The sequence below is a fragment of the Microbacterium sp. CFBP9034 genome, from assembly GCF_034045255.1.
GTDB lineage: Bacteria > Actinomycetota > Actinomycetes > Actinomycetales > Microbacteriaceae > Microbacterium.
The window spans coordinates 1695465-1711659 of sequence record NZ_JAXCWC010000001.1 but is presented as its reverse complement, the minus strand read 5'-3'; the positions used below and the strand labels follow the sequence as shown (position 1 = coordinate 1711659).

General features: G+C 70.5%; 17 protein-coding genes. 6 read left to right on the top strand and 11 right to left on the bottom strand.

From position 1 onward, the window contains the following. Nucleotides 1–18 precede the first annotated feature (18 nt). Nucleotides 19–642, bottom strand: coding sequence for a class F sortase (locus SOM19_RS07720; RefSeq protein ID WP_320485953.1), 624 nt, complete (start codon nucleotides 640–642; stop codon nucleotides 19–21). Nucleotides 643–653: 11 nt separating this feature from the next. Further along, nucleotides 654–1478, bottom strand: a complete 825-nt coding sequence (locus SOM19_RS07715) for a DUF4397 domain-containing protein (RefSeq protein ID WP_320485952.1) — start codon at nucleotides 1476–1478, stop codon at nucleotides 654–656. A gap of 129 nt (nucleotides 1479–1607) precedes the next feature. Here SOM19_RS07715 and SOM19_RS07710 point away from each other — a divergent pair, with 129 nt between their 5' ends. Then, on the top strand, nucleotides 1608–2282 hold the full coding sequence (locus SOM19_RS07710) for an SIMPL domain-containing protein (protein ID WP_320485951.1): 675 nt from the start codon (nucleotides 1608–1610) through the stop codon (nucleotides 2280–2282). A 5-nt stretch (nucleotides 2283–2287) separates the two neighbouring features. Here SOM19_RS07710 and smpB read toward each other — a convergent pair whose 3' ends face one another. The 3 genes from smpB to ftsE form a co-directional block, all read right to left on the bottom strand. After that, nucleotides 2288–2764 carry an SsrA-binding protein SmpB gene (gene smpB, locus SOM19_RS07705; protein ID WP_320485950.1) on the bottom strand — a complete coding sequence of 159 codons (477 nt, stop codon included), beginning with the start codon at nucleotides 2762–2764 and terminating at the stop codon, nucleotides 2288–2290. A gap of 74 nt (nucleotides 2765–2838) precedes the next feature. After that, nucleotides 2839–3753, bottom strand: coding sequence for a permease-like cell division protein FtsX (gene ftsX, locus SOM19_RS07700; protein WP_320485949.1), 915 nt, complete (start codon nucleotides 3751–3753; stop codon nucleotides 2839–2841). Next, a complete protein-coding gene (gene ftsE / locus SOM19_RS07695; RefSeq protein ID WP_320485948.1) occupies nucleotides 3750–4913 on the bottom strand; it encodes a cell division ATP-binding protein FtsE in 1164 nt (387 codons plus the stop codon). Before ftsE ends, ftsX begins: the two co-directional genes overlap by 4 nt. 116 nt (nucleotides 4914–5029) lie before the next feature. Between ftsE and SOM19_RS07690 the strand changes: the two genes are divergently transcribed. Together SOM19_RS07690 and SOM19_RS07685 are read left to right on the top strand one after the other, a co-directional pair. After that, a complete protein-coding gene (locus SOM19_RS07690) occupies nucleotides 5030–6334 on the top strand; it encodes an HNH endonuclease signature motif containing protein (RefSeq protein ID WP_320485947.1) in 1305 nt (434 codons plus the stop codon). A gap of 54 nt (nucleotides 6335–6388) precedes the next feature. Continuing rightward, on the top strand, nucleotides 6389–6733 hold the full coding sequence (locus SOM19_RS07685) for a cupin domain-containing protein (RefSeq protein WP_320485946.1): 345 nt from the start codon (nucleotides 6389–6391) through the stop codon (nucleotides 6731–6733). A gap of 63 nt (nucleotides 6734–6796) precedes the next feature. Here the strand turns inward: SOM19_RS07685 and prfB are convergent, their stop codons facing one another. After that, entirely contained in the window at nucleotides 6797–7906 is a 1110-nt protein-coding gene (prfB, locus tag SOM19_RS07680) for a peptide chain release factor 2 (RefSeq protein WP_320485945.1), read from the bottom strand. 83 nt (nucleotides 7907–7989) lie between these two features. Between prfB and SOM19_RS07675 the strand changes: the two genes are divergently transcribed. After that, complete coding sequence (locus tag SOM19_RS07675; protein WP_414683647.1) at nucleotides 7990–9216, top strand: MFS transporter; 1227 nt, start codon at nucleotides 7990–7992, stop codon at nucleotides 9214–9216. After that, nucleotides 9213–9557, top strand: a complete 345-nt coding sequence (locus SOM19_RS07670) for a hypothetical protein (RefSeq protein WP_320485943.1) — start codon at nucleotides 9213–9215, stop codon at nucleotides 9555–9557. The genes SOM19_RS07675 and SOM19_RS07670 overlap by 4 nt, the downstream gene beginning before the upstream one ends. Before the next feature lie 51 nt (nucleotides 9558–9608). Here the strand turns inward: SOM19_RS07670 and SOM19_RS07665 are convergent, their stop codons facing one another. After that, a complete protein-coding gene (locus SOM19_RS07665) occupies nucleotides 9609–10625 on the bottom strand; it encodes a TrmB family transcriptional regulator (protein ID WP_320485942.1) in 1017 nt (338 codons plus the stop codon). 78 nt (nucleotides 10626–10703) lie between these two features. On the opposite strand from SOM19_RS07665, the gene SOM19_RS07660 reads away from it, so the two are divergent. Next, a complete protein-coding gene (locus tag SOM19_RS07660) occupies nucleotides 10704–14573 on the top strand; it encodes a S8 family serine peptidase (protein ID WP_320485941.1) in 3870 nt (1289 codons plus the stop codon). Nucleotides 14574–14677: 104 nt separating this feature from the next. Here SOM19_RS07660 and SOM19_RS07655 read toward each other — a convergent pair whose 3' ends face one another. From SOM19_RS07655 to SOM19_RS07640, 4 genes are read right to left on the bottom strand one after another with little or no spacing between them, the layout of a single operon-like run. After that, a complete protein-coding gene (locus SOM19_RS07655; RefSeq protein ID WP_320485940.1) occupies nucleotides 14678–15061 on the bottom strand; it encodes a pilus assembly protein TadG-related protein in 384 nt (127 codons plus the stop codon). A 47-nt stretch (nucleotides 15062–15108) separates the two neighbouring features. Next, a complete protein-coding gene (locus tag SOM19_RS07650; protein ID WP_320485939.1) occupies nucleotides 15109–15567 on the bottom strand; it encodes a TadE family protein in 459 nt (152 codons plus the stop codon). Beyond that, nucleotides 15542–15952: a TadE/TadG family type IV pilus assembly protein gene (locus SOM19_RS07645; protein WP_320485938.1), complete on the bottom strand. Its 411-nt coding sequence runs from the start codon at nucleotides 15950–15952 to the stop codon at nucleotides 15542–15544. The genes SOM19_RS07650 and SOM19_RS07645 overlap by 26 nt, the downstream gene beginning before the upstream one ends. Nucleotides 15953–15955: 3 nt before the next feature. Next, nucleotides 15956–16159 (bottom strand): hypothetical protein, encoded by a 204-nt coding sequence (locus SOM19_RS07640; RefSeq protein ID WP_320486716.1) that lies wholly within the window; start codon nucleotides 16157–16159, stop codon nucleotides 15956–15958. Nucleotides 16160–16195 lie beyond the last annotated feature (36 nt).

Below are 16195 nucleotides of genomic sequence, written 5' to 3'. Positions count from 1 at the left end.
GCCGCATCCATCGCCGGCTCATGTCGTCGGGGTCGCGATGGCGACCACGTTATCCGCGTAACGCCCCGTTGTGGAGTCGAACGCGCCACCGCACGTGATGAGCACGAGGGCGCGCGTCCCTTCCCGGGCGAAGAGCTCGGCCACCGGCAGGCCGGCCTTCGGGTAGTAGGTGACGCTCTCGACTACATAGTCGTGGGTGGTTCCCGCGGCATCCGTCACATCGATCACCTCGCCCACCGGCAGGTCGCGGAGCCGGCTGAACGGCCCGATCGGGTACTCGGGGGAATCGACGTGGGCCGAGATGACGATGTTCCCGTCGGAGCTCGCCGGGTCGGCGCCGAATCGGTACCACCCGGCGACGGCGGGATCGGTCGGGAGCTCCATGAAGCCACCGCTCTCGACCCCGACCGGGATCACCGGAACGTCCACGTCGATGGATGCGACGGCCACCCGCACCGGCGGCACCGATGGCCGCACAGGCGTCGGGGTGGCCGCCGCCACCGGCACCTCGACGGCGGGCGTGGGGCGCTCCGCCGTCGGGGCCGGTGTGGACGGGGCGGCTCGTGGGGGCGAGCCGCATCCCGCCAGGCAGAGGACGACCGCAAGAGCCGCCAGGCCTCCCGCGATCGTCCTCGTCACCATGTCGTCGGTCCTCAGCGCTGCGCGCGGGCGCGGGCGGCGACGACGGCGGATGCCGCCACCGCAGTCGCGATGAGGACGCCCGCGATCAGCAGCAGGTTCTGCATCATCGCGTCACGTTCGGCGAGCTGTCCGCCGGTGCCCGAGTTCACGCCGTCGGGCGCCGAGTGGAGGCCGGTGACGGTCTGCACGGCGAGCTCGAGGTTCTCGTCCTCGAGGCTGCCCCACGCGTAGACGATCGTGAGCACGCCTTCCTGCACCTCTACGTCGGCCGGTCCGATGACCGGGTCGGTGGTACCGGCGGCGGCTACGGATGCCGAGATCGTGCCGGCGGCGAGGTCGAGGCTGGCCTCATCGGGGTTCGCCAGGCCTTCGATCACCGGCGTGCCGCCCGCGAGCACGTCGACAGCGGGAGCGGCGGCGACGTGGCGGACAGTCAGGCGTCCTTCTCCCGCGGCGGTGGGCGAAGTGTCGTTGACGAAGGGCGTCACGGTCGGCGCTCCTGCGTCGTCGAGGTGCGCGACGGCGGTGTAGTTCGTGTCGGCTGCGAGCGTCACGGTGACCGGGCCGAGCACCGGGGCGCTGTCGTCCGCCGCATCGGGCGCCGTCAGCGCGACCTCGTAGTCCCCCGGCGCCAGGTCGAGGGGGCCGGCGAGGTCGCCGGGCTGGAAGTCGTCGAGCGTGAGCTCGCCGTTGACATAGACATCCACGGGGGTGTCCGGGATGCCGTGCAGCACCGACAGAGCGGCGTTGCCGGCGGTGCTGGCGCTGGCGGGGGCGATCAGGCCGAGGGCGGCAATGGCCCCGGCGGCGATCCCCGCGAAGATCTTCTTTCGCATGATGGTCCTCTTTCGTCGGGGGCGGCTGGTCGCCACCCATCGACAAGTGATTCCGGCCGACCTGTCCCTTTGGATGCAGCCGCATGAAAGTCGCTCCCCTACGTCGCGTCGATGCGTAGGCTCGCCCTCATGAGCGATGTCGTCATCACCGTCCGCGGCGAGCACGAGGTGCGTGTCGCACCCGAGCGCGCCGTCGCCCACCTGACCATTCGCGCGGAAGGCCCCGAGCGCGGCGCGGTCGTCGAGCGCATGGCGGCGTTCAGTGAGCCGGTGCGCGAGGACCTGGTGTCCCGCAAAGACACCGGCACGGTCGTCGAGTGGACGAGCCAGCGCGTGTCGGTGTGGTCCGAGCGCCCGTGGAGCCCGGAGGGCAAGCGCCTCGCGCCCGTGCACTACGCCACCGTCGACTTCAGCGCGACGTTCACCGACTTCACTGTGCTGTCGTGGTGGGCGGGCGAGGTCGCCGAGCGCGAGGGCGTTCAACTGGGCTGGATCGACTGGCAGCTCACCCCCGACACCCGCGCGTCGACGGAACGGGATGTCGCGGCCGGCGCCGTCGGAGTCGCCGTCACCCGCGCCAACGCGTACGCGGGGGCCATCGGACTCAGCACGGTCACACCGCTCGAGATCGCCGACCTGGGACTGCTCAGCCGCAACGATTCCCCCGCGCCGGAGGCGGCCCCGCGGCTGCTGATGGCTAAGGCATCCTTCGCCGCAGACTCAGGCGGTGCGCCGGCGGTGCAGCTGCAGCCGGAGGACATCGTCGTCTCGGCGGCGGTGGAGGCGCGGTTCAGCGCGAACTGAGCGTGTCAGTCGCCCAGGCGATTGCGTGAGCGCATGGCGCGCTCGGCCTCGCGCTTGTCTTCGCGCTCGCGGATCGTCTGTCGCTTCTCGAACTCGCGCTTGCCCTTGGCGACCGCGATCTCGACCTTCGCGCGACCGTCCGAGAAGTAGAGCTTGAGGGGCACCAGCGTGTAGCCGCCTGCGGAGACCGCGTGCGAGAGCTTCACGATCTCGTCCTTGTGGAGCAGCAGCTTGCGGATGCGCTTGGACGCGTGATTGGTCCAGTGGCCCTGCGAGTACTCGGGGATGTGGACCGCGTCGAGGAACGCCTCCCCGCCCTGGATGTACGCGTACCCGTCCGAGATGTTGGCACGACCCTGTCGCAGCGACTTCACCTCGGTGCCGGTGAGCACGAGGCCCGCCTCGTAGGTCTTCTCGATCGCGTACTCGTGGCGCGCGCGACGATTGGTCGCGACGACCTTCTCCCCGCGTTCCCTGGGCATGGTGACTCCTCGGTCGAGCGCCGTGCGGAGGCACGACAGCCGCTCAGTCTACCCCCGTAGGTGGCCCCGCCGGCTCACGCGCGCAGCCAACGGCGGATGGCGAAGCTCGCCGACAGGGCCGCGAGCAGCACGCCGATGAGGATGAGGACCGGCACGACGATCCACGCCTCGGCCAGACCCACCCAGGTCGTCACGAACTCGACGCGTCCGCGCAGGTACTGGTCGACGCCGAAGTGCACGCCCGCGATCACGGCGGCGCTGGCCAGCAGCGACCCGATGAGGGCCGCGAAGACGCCTTCGAGAATGAACGGGGTCTGGATGAAGCGATTGGATGCCCCGACCAGACGCATGATCCCCAGTTCCCGTCTGCGCGCGAACGCCGACAGGCGGATGGTGGTCGCGATCAGCAGCACGGCGGCGACCAGCATGAGCGCCGCGATGCCGATCGCGATGTAGGTCGCGACCGTCAGCGCCGAGAACAGCGGCTCCAGGTACTGCAGCTGGTCCTTGACCTCCTCGACCCCGTCCGTGCCGCTGAAGGCCTCGAAGATGACATCGGACTGCTGCTGGTCGACGAGGTTGATCCAGAAGGTCTCGTTGAGCTGGTCGGGTGTGATGACGCTGGCGTACTCGTCGCCGAACAGCTCGAGCGCGTTCTGATAGGCCTCGTCCCGGTCCTCGAAGCGCACATCGCGGATGAGCGGCGAGAGCGCGGCGCCGTCGAGCTTCTCCTGCACGGCGGCGAGCTGCTCCTCGCTCGCGACGCCGTTGGCGCACGTCGGCGCCTGCGAGATCGCCGTGCACATGTAGATCGCGACCTGCGCGCGGTCGACCCAGAAGTCCTTCATCGCGCCGATCTGCATCTGCATGAGCATCGCCGCACCGACGAATGTCAGCGACACGAACGTCACCAGCACGACGGAGATCACCATCGAGGCATTGCGGCGCAGCCCCGTGAACGCCTCGGAGAGGATGAGTCCGACCCTCACGACGTGGGCCCCACTTCGCTGTCGCCGTCGGCTTCGCCGAGCCCGAGCCGATCGGCCACTCCGAGGTCGGCGACGTCGATCTCGGGCAGGTCGGCGACCGGAATGGGCTGCGTGTGGGAAGGGTGCGGCCTGTTCACGGGGCGTGCAGGGGCTTTCGTCACGGGCTCCGCCGGGTCCGCCTCGGGTTCGGGATCTGTCTCGGGTTCCGGCGCGGGCTCGGGTGCGCGCTTGCTCTCGGGCACGGGCTCGCGGTCGGATTCGAGATCGGGCCCGGGCTCCGGTGCCGGAGCCCGAGGCAGGGGTGGCGGCGGTGGCGCGGCATCCGCCGACTGCTCGTCCTCCCGGTCGGCAAGGGTCGGATCCAGCCCGGCTTCCGCCGCGGCGGCAGCTTCTCGCTGCACCTCGAGGACGGCGGTGAGCGCCGCGACGGCGGCGGCTCCGCGCTCCTGCTCGGGGGCGAGGCTCGGCAGGCCGGACGTGTCGCCGTAGCCGCCGTGGCGCTCGTCGCGCACCATCTCGCCGTCGGCGAGCTCGATCACGCGCCGCTGCATCTGGTCGACGAACCCGGCCTCGTGGGTCGCCATGACGACGGTGGTGCCGCCGCCGTTGATCCGGGCGAGCAGCTGCATGATGTCGACCGACGTCGCCGGGTCGAGGTTTCCGGTGGGCTCATCCGCGAGCAGCACCTGCGGACGGTTGACCAGTGCCCTGGCGATCGCGACGCGCTGCTGCTCGCCGCCCGAGAGCTCGTGCGGGAATCGCTTCTCCTTGCCGGCGAGGCCGACCAGCGCGAGCACTTCCGGGACGGTCTGCTGGATGTAGGCGCGGGACGAGCCGATGACCTGGAGGGTGAACGCGACGTTCTGGAAGACGGTCTTGGTCGGCAGCAGCCGGAAGTCCTGGAAGACGGCGCCGATGTGCCGGCGGAAATAGGGCACCTTGCGGTTGGACAGCGTCCGCAGGTCGCGCCCGAGCACGACGACACGCCCGTCGCTGGGCGTCTCCTCGCGCAGGATCATGCGCAGGCACGACGATTTGCCCGAGCCCGATGCGCCGACGAGGAAGACGAACTCCCCGCGGAGCACTTCGAAATCGACGTTGCTCAATGCAGGCTTCGACGTGCCCTTGTAGCGCTTGGTGACATTCTCGAACCGGATCATCGCCTCAAGAGCCTAAGCGGATGCCTCGTCCCCCGCTCCCGCGACACCCGACGCCGCCGCAACCGGGTGCAGTCCCCGCCGGGGCGAGTGTCGGAGATATGTTCTAATCTCGAGGTATGTCAGCCAGCCGCACCTCCGCCCCGGAGCCCGCCGTGGAGCCGGCGGCGGAGTGGCCTGCGGACATCGCTGGTCCGGACGATGTGAGCCTCGTGACCGAGGTCGCCGACATGATGGCCGTGTTCGCGGCCCAGCGCCTGCGCCGCATCGACGCCATGCGGCGGAACGCCCTCGACGACGCCGTGCAGTACGGCACGGCGATCGCGGCGGTCGTGGAGCGGTCAGTCCGGCTCGAACTGGCGGCGGCGCTCAGGGTCACCGAGCACGCGGCCGCCGGGCTCATCGGTCTGGCGCACGCGCTGGTGCATCGGTATCCGGCCGCGCTGCGCACGCTGGAGCAAGCGGGCATGACCGAGCGGCACGCCGAGATCCTCGTCGATGCACTGGACGCGGTGGAGCCCGAGGTGCGGGATCGCACCGCCGCCCGAGCCGTCGAACTCGCCGAGCAGCTCCCCGTCGGCGCGTTCCGGCGCGCCCTGCGCAGCCTCATCGAGTCGGAGCGTGCGGCGACGGTCGCCGAACGCCACGACACAGCGCTGCGCGATCGTCGCGTCATCGTGGAGCCGGCCGCGGACGGCATGGCATGGATCCACGCACTGCTTCCCGCCGTCGAAGCCCGTGCCATCCAGGGCCGGCTCACGGCGATCGCCACCGTGCTCGGGGCGCAGGAGGACGAGACGCGAACGCTCGACCAGCTGCGCGCCGACGTGTTCGGCGACCTGCTGGTGGACGGCGACACGACCGCCCTCGACCCCGTTGCGAGGGGCATCCGCGCCACCGTCGCCGTGACCGTTCCGGCACTCGGGCTCCTCGAGGCCGAGCGGGGCGGCGCCGACGGCGTGACGGCGATCGTCGAGGGGGTCGGGCCCATCCCGCTGGCACGAGCCCGCGAGCTGTGCGGCGGTGCCGACGGCTGGATGCGCATCCTCACCCATCCCGAGACCGGCATGGTCCTGTCGGTCGGGCGCGAGCAGTACCGCCCGCCTCCCGCTCTGCGACGGCTGGTGCGATGGCGCGCCGACCGATGCATGGCTCCCGGGTGCGGCATCCCTGCGGCGCGATGCGAGATCGACCACACCGTCGCATGGGAGCACGGCGGAACCACGTCGCTCGACAACCTCGCGCCACTCTGCCGAGGACACCACACCATCAAGCATCACGGCGGCTGGCGCGTGGAGCAGATCGACGGCTCCGGCGGCGCGCTCCAATGGACCTCGCCCGCAGGGCGCCGCTACCGCGTCGAACCCGAACGCAGGGTGCCGGTGTTCGTTCCGTCCGATGGCGGTCCGAGCGCGCCGTTCTGAGCGCCGGAATCACCGGTGTGGACGCGGGCGAGGCGAGAGGTGACGATGGAGGGCATGAGCGCTGCCGTCATTCCCTCGTCCGAGCTGATCGTGGGCGCATCGCGCACGATGCGCTTCGAAGGTGCCCACTACGACTCGGGCGTCTCATTCTTCTACGTCGACAACGACCCCGGCATGGGTCCGGGGCTGCATCGGCATCCCTACACGGAGACCTGGCTCGTCATCGAGGGCGAGGCGACGATCCGGATGGGGGACGACACCGTCGTCGCCCACGCCGGAGACACCGCCGTGGTCGCGCCCGATATGTGGCACGCCTTCACGAACACCGGATCGGGTCGACTGCGCATCATGTGCATCCACGCGTCGCCGGTCATGATCCAGGAGGAATCCGAGGCCTGACCCGACGCGCGGCCCCGACAAACCGGACTCGTCAGCTGACCACGCCCGAGAGCGCCGGTGAGCTCAGTCGTCGTCCTTGCGCTTGCGCCAGCGGATGCCCGCCGCGATGAAGCCGTCGAGGTCGCCGTCGAACACGACCGCGGGGTTGCCCACCTCGTGTCCGGTGCGCAGGTCCTTGACCAGCTGCTGGCCGTAGAGGAAGTAGGAGCGCATCTGATCGCCCCAGCTGGCGGTGATGACGCCCGCGAGCTCCTTCTTCTTCGCCGCTTCCTTCTCCTTCTGCAGCAGCAGCAGTCGGGTCTGCAGCACCCGCATGGCGGCCGCGCGGTTCTGGATCTGCGACTTCTCGTTCTGCATCGACACGACGAGGCCGGTCGGCAGGTGCGTCAGGCGCACGGCGGAGTCGGTCGTGTTGACGGACTGGCCACCGGGACCGGAGGAACGGAACACGTCGACACGGATGTCGCCCTCGGGGATCTCCACCTCCACGGCCTCTTCCATCACCGGGATCACCTCGACGGCCGCGAAGCTCGTCTGGCGCTTGTCGGCCGATCCGAATGGGCTGATGCGGGCAAGGCGATGCGTGCCCGCCTCGACCGAGAGCGTGCCGTACGCGTACGGGGCGTCGATCTCGAAGGTCGCCGACTTGATGCCCGCGCCTTCGGCGAACGACGTGTCCATGACCTTGACGGGGTACTTGTGGCGCTCGGCCCAGCGCAGGTACATGCGCATGAGCATCTCGGCGAAGTCGGTGGCGTCGTCGCCGCCGGCGCCCGAGCGGATCGTCACGACGGCGGCACGGTCGTCGTACTCGCCGTCGAGGAGCGTCTGCACCTCGAGCTGGCTGACGATGTCCTCCAGCTCGGCGAGCTCGTGGCGCGCCTCTTCGGCGGAGTCCTCGTCGTCCATCTCGTTGGCGAGCTCGACGAGGACGTCGAGGTCATCGAGCCGGGCCTCGATCTCGGTGATCCGGCGCAGCTCGGTCTGACGGTGGCTGAGCGCACTCGTCACCTTCTGCGCCTTGTCGACGTCGTCCCAGAGATCGGGAACGCCGGCCTCCTCGCTCAGTCGCGCGATCTCGGTGGTGAGTGCCTCGACTCCCACGACCGACTTGATGTCGGCGAACGTGGAGCGCAGGGCCTGGATATCGGCGGACAGATCGAAGTCGAGCATGACAGTCCAGACTAACGTGGATGCACGTGAGCGAATCCCCGGAACCCGTACCCGTCCGGGACGTGCTCTGGCGGTTCGCTCCGATGATCTACGGGCCGACGGTGCTCTTCGCCCTCGGCGAGGGTGCGGTGATCCCGCTGATCCCCGTGATCGCGGCCCAGCTCGGCGCCGACCTCGCCACGGCCGCGCTCGTGGCATCGGCGCTGGTGGTCGGCCAGCTCTGCGGGAACATCCCCGCCGGGTGGGCGGTCGCCCGCATCGGCGAGCGCCTGACCATGGCGATCGCGGGGGGCCTCTCGCTCGGAGCCGTGGTGGCACTGGCCTTCGCCCCGTCGCTCGGGGTCTTCGCGATCGCCGTCTTCCTCATCGGGTTCTGCGCCGCGGCGTTCGGCCTGGCGCGCCACTCGTTCATGACCACCCGGGTCCCGCTGGCCTTCCGCGCCCGCGCGCTGTCGCTGCTGGGCGGCACGTTCCGGCTCGGGATGTTCATCGGCCCGTTCGTCGCGGCGGGGCTGCTGGCGCTCGGCGGCGACGAGCACGCGACGATCTGGTTCTTCGCGGGCTGCCTCGTCGCGACGATCCTGCTCGTGCTGCTCGGACCCGACCCCGAGACCGCCGTCGCCTCTCCCCCGCGATCGGCAGTCGACACGACGCTCAGCGAGGACACCGGCGAACCGGTCAGCGGGTCCATCCCGACCACCGAGCGCATCGGCGTGTTCCGAACCATGTGGCAGTACCGGCGCGTGCTCTCGCGGCTGGGGCTGGCCGCGGCATCCCTCTCCGCCGTCCGCTCGGCGCGACAGGTGGTGCTGCCGCTGTGGGGAGTCTCGATCGGGCTCGACGCGCAGACGATCGCACTGGTGGTGGGCATCTCCGGCGCCCTCGACTTCGCCCTCTTCTATGCGAGCGGGCAGGTCATGGACCGCTTCGGGCGCCTCTGGGCGGCCCTTCCCGCGATGCTCCTCATGGGGCTCGGGTTCATCGCGCTGTCCTTCACGCACGAGTCCGACCAGTCGGCGCTGTGGTTCGCGATGTTCGCGGCCGTGCTCGGCGTCGGCAACGGGCTGTCGAGCGGCATCCTCCTCACCCTCGGCGCCGACATCGCGCCCAAGAGCGACCCCGCACCCTTCCTCGGATCGTGGCGCACGCTCACCGACGCGGGCGGCGCGATCTCTCCGCTCATCGTGTCGGGCATCGCCGCGGTGTCGACCCTCTCGGTCGCCACGGGCGCGGTCGGTCTGATCGGACTCGTGGGAGCCGCAGCCTTCGTCCGGTGGGTGCCCCGGTTCGTGCCCCGCGTGCGGCCGTGACCGAGGCCGCCGGCGAGGCGATGCGCTTCTGCCGCAGCCGCAGTGCGGGTCGTCGCTGCACGCGTCCGCTCGATCACGCCGGGTTGCATCGGCACCGGGCGATCATGTGGACGGATGCCGCGGCCGACCCCGCGCGCTGCCCCGGATCCGGCGCCGTGGCGCCGCCCGCTGCACCGCTGCCCGACGGGTTCCCGCACGGGCGCGCACTGTGCCCGACGTGCCTGCGCTTCCTCCCGCTCGACGGCGACGGCCTCATCGAGGAGCACGAGACCTCCGACCCGGACGAGACGCCGGCCGAGGCCGGGCAGCGACGGGAGTGGCTGAACCGCCACGGGTGGTGAGGCATCCGCTCGACTCGCGACACGAGACGACGGAAGGGCCGGGCGAGCGGGTCAGACCCACGCCCGGCGCACGGACTCCGCACCCAGCTGCATGCGGGTCGTCACGCCGGCGACATCCATGAGGTCGGCGATCCGGCGCTGGACGGTGCGCAGTGAGATGCCGAGCTGAGCGGCGGCTGCGGCATCCGTCACCCCCAGCAACAGGAGGCGCAGCAGATCACGGTCGATGTTCTGAGCCGAGGAAGCAGCGCCGATGGGCAGGAACTCGGTCGCCGAACGCCAGTACTCCTCGAAGATCGAGACCACGAGATCGAGCAGCCCGCTCGGGTGGATGATGAGGGCGCCGAAGCCGCGATCCTCGTTCTGCGTCTGCATCGGCACGAGCGCCATCTGGTCGTCCGCGATGAACATCCGCGTCGGGAGCGTCGGGAGCACGCGCACCTCCTCGCCGATCTGAGCCATCTCGCGGGCGGCCGTGAGGAAGCCCGGACGCTCGAGCACGGCGCTCTCGACGATCACGCGGTAGCGCACTCCCCTGGCCAGGGCGCGATCCTCCTCGAGGTTCTCCTCGCCGCTGACGAGCGCGATCTCATTGAGCACCAGCACGCGCACCTGGTCGGTCGAGGCCGCCTGCAGCTGGGCGACCCGCTGCCGCACCGCGTCGTCGCCGATCACGACATCGACCACATCGGCGACACTGCGCTGCTCGGCCGACTGGCGGTAGAGATCGTTCAGGTCGACGAGGGCCTCGTGCGCCCGCGTGAGGCCGCGCTCCCGCTCGAGGAGCAGCGGGCGAAGGGCGACCGTCGGCGGTGACGCGACGAACCTGTCGCCGCTGCCGGCCTGACGCGCGAGCAGCCCGAGCCGCTCCAGCTCCGTCACGATCGGCCGCACCCGCGGCAGCGACATGCTCAGCGCCGCCGCGACCTCGGCGGCGGACGCCGAGGTCTGCTGCAGCACGCAGCGATAGACGGCGGTATGCGCCTCGTCGAGTCCGAGTGCGTCGAGCACGGTGACCTTCCCCATGTCGACCATCGTCACCCGCCAACCCTGGCGGATGGTGGACATGGCGTTTCTCCGCCATCACTTTACGCGATTGCCCGTGTGAGGCTCGTCGAAGATCCCCTACCCCCGAGAGGCTCACGCATGTCACGACCCCAGCCCATCGGCCGCCGTCTGCGCCCGATCGTCGCCGCCACAAGCGGTCTGGCGATCGGCATCGCAGGCATCGGCCTCTGCTCTCTGCCGGCGGCCGCCACCGCCCCCGTCGACGGTCCCCCCGCCACAGACCCGGCCGCCGGCAGCTCGCACTCCGTCACGCTGATCACCGGTGACCGCGTCACCATCACCGACCTGTCCGACGGCACTCACACCGTCGACATCGACACCGCCATCGAGGGCGCCGGCGTGCGCACCTACGAGGCGGCCGGCGAATTCCACGTAATCCCCGACGTCGCGCTCCCCTACCTCGCGTCGGGCGTCCTCGACCAGGACCTCTTCAACGTGACGAAGCTCATCGAGTTCGGCTACGACGATGCCTCCGTCGACGCGACCCCGGTCATCGTCGAGACCGACGGCGCCGCCGCGCGCACGTACGCGGCGCCCGTCCCCGGTCTCGAGGTGCAGGCGGAGCTCGCCAGCATCGGCGGGGCCGCGGCCACGCTCGGCCACGCCGACGCCGAATCCTCCTGGGGCGCACTGACCGGCGCGGACGCGGCATCCGCCCGCTCGTTCTCGACCGGCGCCACGCTCGCCGGCGGCATCGCGGCCATCCACCTCGACGGCAAGGTGAAGGCCACCCTCGACTCGAGCGTGCCCTTCATCGACGCCCCCGCGGCATGGGCCCAGGGTCACACCGGCGAAGGAGTCACCGTCGCGGTGCTCGACACCGGCATCGACGACGCGCACCCCGACGTCGCCGGCCGCGTGCTGGACGCCTCCAAGAGCTTCGTGCCCGGCGAAGAGGTCGCGAGCGACGTCCACGGGCACGGCACGCACGTCGCCTCGACCATCGCCGGCACCGGCGCTGCGAGCGACGGCACCCACCGAGGTGTCGCCGACGGCGCCGACCTGCTGATCGGCAAGGTGCTCGGAGCCGACGGCTACGGTCAGGACTCGTGGATCATCGAGGCGATGGAGTGGGCAGGTCAGAACGCCCCGATCGTGTCGATGAGCCTCGGCTCGCTGTCGGCGTCCGACGGCAAGGACCTGATGGCCGAGTCGCTCAACCAGATCGCCGAAGAGACCGGCGCCCTGTTCGTCGTGGCGGCCGGCAACTCCGGAGCCCCCGAGACCATCGGCGCACCGGGTTCGGCCGAGCAGGCCTTCACGGTCGGCTCGGTGGACGACCCGTCGGGTGGCATGTCGTACTTCTCGAGCCAGGGCCCGCTCTCGCGGTCCGGCGCGCTGAAGCCCAACGTGTCCGGTCCCGGCAACGACGTCACGGCGGCGCGCTCGGCCGACAGCCCCGGTGAGGGCTCGTACATCGGCATGAGCGGCACCTCGATGGCCACTCCGCACGTGGCCGGCGCCGCCGCCATCCTCCTGAGCGCGAACCCCGACCTCACCACGGAGCAGCTCAAGGCGGCTCTCGCGAGCACCGCCACCGACTACGGCTTCACGTCGTACGCCGGCGGGTCCGGCGTCATCAACGTCGACGCCGCGCTCAACGCTCCCGTCGTCGCAGCAGGCTCGGGCGACTTCGGCATGCTCATGTGGGGCGAGGAGCCGACCCCGGTCGAGCGCACGGTCGCCTACACGAACCGCACGGACGCCGAGATCACGGTCGCACTCGAGGCGACGCTGACCGACACGACGCCCGGCGCCGTCGATCCGGGCCCCGGTCCGATGTCGGCAGGAATCGCGTTCGACGCTCTCACCATGGATGTCGACACCCTCACCATCCCGGCGGGCGCGACTGCGTCCGTGACGATGATCGTCGACCCGGCGAAGGTTCCGGCAGGCACGCAGCTGTCGGGCGCGCTCGTCGGATCGGTCGACGGCGAGCCCGTCGCGCGCACTGCCCTCGGCACCATCGCCGAGGCCGAGCGCTACGACCTCACGCTCACCGCGACCGGCTTCGACGGCAAGCCGGCGACGACGTACGCGCTGCTGTGGAACGAAGAGGAGAAGTTCGTCGAGCCGATCCTCGTCGAAGGCGAGACCACGGTGCGCCTGCTGAAGAGCGACTACACGGTGATGTCCTACATGGACCTCAACCGCACGCCCGACACGCGCGCGACCGTGCTCGTGGGCGACCCGAAGGTGACGCTCGACAAGAACTCGTCCGTGTCGCTCGACGCCCGTACCGCGAAGAAGGCCACGGTCGATGTCGGCAAGGCCGGCCTCGAGCGTGTCTTCCAGCGCATGGACGTCAACGTCGACAGCTTCGCGGCGGCCGTCATCATGCCGGTCTGGACCGACGAGATGTGGGCTCAGCCGATGAAGGTAGATGACGCCGACTTCGACTTCACGACGCGCTGGCGCCTGTGGACGCCGATGCTCTCGGTGAAGTCGGGCAACACCGAGCTCGACACCATCATCCAGAACGGCTCGACGCTCCTGGACGGCGAGATCGAGGGCATCCCCGTCAACGCCGGCAAGGGCACGGCGGCCGAATTCGCGGCGGCGAAGGCCAAGGGCAAGATCGCGGTCGTCACGCGCTCCGCCGAGGTCTCGGCATCCGAGCGGTCCGCCAACGCGGTCGCTGCCGGGGTCAAGCTGCTGCTCGTGGTCAACGACGAGGACGCCGAGTTCAACGAGTGGGTCGGATCCGCGGACTACGAGTCGGGTGCGGGCCTTCCGGTCGCCGGACTGAGCGGCGTCGAAGGGCGCGCGCTCCTGGCGAAGATGGCCAAGAAGAAGGTCACGCTGTCCGCCGTCGGAACGCACTACTCCGACGTCGTCTACGACATCGCCCGGTACAGCGACGGTGAGATTCCCGCGAACCTCGCTTACACGCCGAAGAAGCTCGCAAAGATCGACACGACGTACCACGGCCAGAAGGAGGCCCTCGGCGAGTTCCGCTACGACTTCGGTCCCGATGCGCAGTACAGCACCGGCTTCTTCATGATCGCGGAGCGCGGCAAGGTGCGCACCGAGTGGGTGAACACCGACCAGATCCGCTGGAATCAGGGCGTCGGGGTCGAGTCGGTCCGCTGGGAGATGCGTGACACGAAGCGCACGTACAAGCCGGGTCAGCGCACCGAGGCGGAGTACTTCGGCGGGATCGTGCGTCCCTACGTCGGCGTCGGCTACTGGGTGCCCTACCGGGCCAACGCGTACGCGCAGGTCAACGTGCCCGGCTGGGCGGACGGCGGCGACGCGATGCACACCGGTGCGTTCGACACCTGGATGGAGAACTCGACCGTCAAGCAGCTGACCGACGTCTACATCGACGGCGAGCTGTGGAAGCACTCCGAGTACCAGGGTGCGAACGTGGACGACCTGCCGGACGGCGAACAGGACTGGCGTGTCGTGAGCACCGCGACGCACGACGGCTCGCATCTGAAGAGCTCGACGAAGACGGTCAGCGAGTGGACGTTCCACTCCTACGGCAAGCAGGGCGACTGGACCCACCGGCTGCTGCCGATGATCCAGGCGTACTACGACGTCGACGTCAACGTCCAGAACATGGTCGGCGATGGCCGTCGCAAGGGATCGAGCATTCCGCTCGGTCTCGAGCTCGGCCACGTCGCCGGCACGACCGGCTCCGGCGCGATCACCGAGGCGACGCTCGAGGCCCGCACCGCGGGGGGCGCGTGGAAGAAGGTCGCGCTGAAGCCCGCGACGACGGATGCCCCGACCGGTGCGGTCGAGGGTGGGGTCGACGGCGACATCTTCGTGACGTCGCGCGCCTGGGTCAGTGGCTACGCCGCGCAGATCCCGGTGTCGGACAAGGGCGGCTGGGTCGACCTGCGGGTCACCGCGAAGGACGCCGAGGGCAACACGTTCTCGCAGGAGATCGTGAAGGCCTTCGAGACGACGTCCGTCAAGGGCTCCGGCCCCCGCGGCTGATCACCCGAGCCGGCACTCCCGGCATTCACAGGAAGGGCCCCATCCGCTCCGGCGGGTGGGGCCCTTCCCTGTTGCCGCGGCCGCGACGTCACGTAGCGGTGTGATCAGCGCAGGGCGGTACGGCTGGTCGCGGTAGCCGCCAGTGCCACGCCGTCCGGCACGAACAGCGTGAGGATCGGCGGATGCCACTGATCGGCGACCGTGACGCGCGCCGAGACGCCGTCCGGAGTCGCGGCCGAGACGAGCACCGCTCCCCCGCCGACCTCGGCCACCATCGACTCGGCCTGCGAGTGCACGCCGGCCGCCGTGAGCAGCGCGACGGGCTCGCCGCCGTCGACCGTCAACTCGAACCCGTCCGCGGCAGCGAGGGCCGCGGCATCCGCCAGCGAGTCCAGGCGCTTCTGCGCGAGATAGAGGCTCGTGGCATCCGCGCAGATGAGGACCGCGACCATCGCCAGCACGCCGTAGCCGAGCGTGAGGATGAGCACGCTTCCCTCGTCGTCGCGGTCGCGTCGACCCCGGCCGCGGCGCCACCTCATCCCGACCCCCAGAACCGCGAGACGCGCTGGGCCGCGGAGGCCTCGACCGGGATGCTCGCCAGGTGGTCGAGCCCCAGCACCGGCGGCACCAGCGGGAGGGCGACCGTCGTGCGCAGCGTCACGACGAGGGTGGCACCGGCACTCGGGCACGCCGCGCCCGCGGGCCGGCAGCTCATCGACACGGTCACCGCGTCGGCATCGAGGCCGTACTCGACCACGACGGACTCGAGCACCAGGTCGGCGCGCTCCTGCGCGTCGGCCGGATCCGTCGCCGTCGCCACGGCGCGGGCGATGTGGCGGGCGCCCGCCTCGGCCCCGAGAGACTGGCCCTGGATGAGACCCAGCGACACGACCAGGTAGACGAGCGGCACCAACAGGAGCAGCCCCACCAGGATGAACTCCAGTGCCGCCGAGCCGCGCTCCGGGTCGTCAGTCGAAGGATTCGACGGGTGCACGCGCGGTCACCTCCATCGTCCGCGGAGCCCCGAGGAGACCCACCAGCGGGAGCACGGCGCGCACGGTGACCTCGACCGACGGGTGGCCCAGGGCTCCGGTCTCGCGCACGTCGACATCAGTGGTGTACTCGCTGCCGACGGTGCGGGCGACGATCCGCCTCGTGCGCTCGGCGCCGTCATCCAGCGATCGGTCGGCGAGCGCGGCGTGATACGCACCCTCGACGGCGGCGTCGTGCACCACGTTGCGCACGTACACGGCGAGGCCGAACTGCAGCACGCCAAGAGTCAGCACGGTGAGCAGCGTCCCGACGAGCACGAACTCGACGGGGCTGGATCCCGACTCCCCCTCGGCAGCCGCGAGGATGCGGGCACGGATGCCGCGCACGGCCTACAGGCCGGAGACGCGCGAGATCGCCTGCTCGAACAGGCCGGCGAGGGCGGGGCCGGCGAGCGCCCAGATGAGCACGACGAGCCCGGCGGTCATGAGCGTGATGAGCACCCAGCCGGGGACGTCGCCTCGCTCGTCCTCTGCCAGGTCGGCGCTCATGGCGCGCAGGCGGGACAGCGTGCGGTCGATGTGGAGGCGGATCATTTCTCTCCTTGAGGGGATATCGGCTGCCGGGGCGCC

What these genes read in the sequence shown, in the direction of transcription:
- SOM19_RS07675 (WP_414683647.1), top strand. Translation starts at nt 7,990, where the DNA reads ATGATCTACGGGCCGACGGTGCTCTTCGCCCTCGGCGAGGGTGCGGTG.
- SOM19_RS07660 (WP_320485941.1), top strand. Translation starts at nt 10,704, where the DNA reads ATGTCACGACCCCAGCCCATCGGCCGCCGTCTGCGCCCGATCGTCGCC.
- SOM19_RS07640 (WP_320486716.1), bottom strand. Translation starts at nt 16,159, where the DNA reads ATGATCCGCCTCCACATCGACCGCACGCTGTCCCGCCTGCGCGCCATG.
- SOM19_RS07715 (WP_320485952.1), bottom strand. Translation starts at nt 1,478, where the DNA reads ATGCGAAAGAAGATCTTCGCGGGGATCGCCGCCGGGGCCATTGCCGCC.
- ftsE (WP_320485948.1), bottom strand. Translation starts at nt 4,913, where the DNA reads ATGATCCGGTTCGAGAATGTCACCAAGCGCTACAAGGGCACGTCGAAG.
- SOM19_RS07720 (WP_320485953.1), bottom strand. Translation starts at nt 642, where the DNA reads ATGGTGACGAGGACGATCGCGGGAGGCCTGGCGGCTCTTGCGGTCGTC.
- SOM19_RS07710 (WP_320485951.1), top strand. Translation starts at nt 1,608, where the DNA reads ATGAGCGATGTCGTCATCACCGTCCGCGGCGAGCACGAGGTGCGTGTC.
- SOM19_RS07665 (WP_320485942.1), bottom strand. Translation starts at nt 10,625, where the DNA reads ATGTCCACCATCCGCCAGGGTTGGCGGGTGACGATGGTCGACATGGGG.
- SOM19_RS07690 (WP_320485947.1), top strand. Translation starts at nt 5,030, where the DNA reads ATGTCAGCCAGCCGCACCTCCGCCCCGGAGCCCGCCGTGGAGCCGGCG.
- smpB (WP_320485950.1), bottom strand. Translation starts at nt 2,764, where the DNA reads ATGCCCAGGGAACGCGGGGAGAAGGTCGTCGCGACCAATCGTCGCGCG.
- SOM19_RS07685 (WP_320485946.1), top strand. Translation starts at nt 6,389, where the DNA reads ATGAGCGCTGCCGTCATTCCCTCGTCCGAGCTGATCGTGGGCGCATCG.
- prfB (WP_320485945.1), bottom strand. Translation starts at nt 7,906, where the DNA reads ATGCTCGACTTCGATCTGTCCGCCGATATCCAGGCCCTGCGCTCCACG.